The organism is Pseudoalteromonas sp. SG44-1, from assembly GCF_014164315.1.
Classification (GTDB): Bacteria; Pseudomonadota; Gammaproteobacteria; order Enterobacterales; family Alteromonadaceae; genus Pseudoalteromonas; species Pseudoalteromonas rhizosphaerae.
Genome location: NZ_JACJEW010000266.1, coordinates 1 through 350, shown reverse-complemented (window position 1 = coordinate 350; position 350 = coordinate 1). Strand labels below are relative to the sequence as shown.

1 protein-coding gene is annotated in these 350 nt (G+C 39.1%); it reads right to left on the bottom strand.

Going from position 1 to position 350, the window contains the following annotated elements; genetic code table 11:
* Nucleotides 1–350: T6SS immunity protein Tdi1 domain-containing protein (locus H5187_RS24110; protein WP_182798529.1), on the bottom strand; the 350-nt coding region annotated here is incomplete at both ends.

The window sequence follows — 350 nt, the reverse complement described above, 5'->3', positions numbered from 1 at the left end:
TTTTCAATATTCTTGATTTTTTTCTCGCCACCCATAAATAAAAATGGCGCAAAGCCGTACACTTCATCAGCATTGAGTGGGCCATGTTTTTTTAATGCCGCAGGAAAAAGTGGTTTCTTTTGGTTATTTTTTATATCAAGTCGCTCAGGGTCTTGCAGTGCTATAAAATCTTTTGCAGTTTGGTTAGCCTTGCCAGCTTCAATATCTTGCTGATTTCCTTTTTTCGTTCGCATCCAATTAAGGTAAGGGCTGATTTCCACAGAATGTCCGGTTTTCTCACCGTAGAGTTTTAAATTGCCCCAGGCATTACGCGCTATAACATAATAAATATCATCTTGCTCAAACGGGGT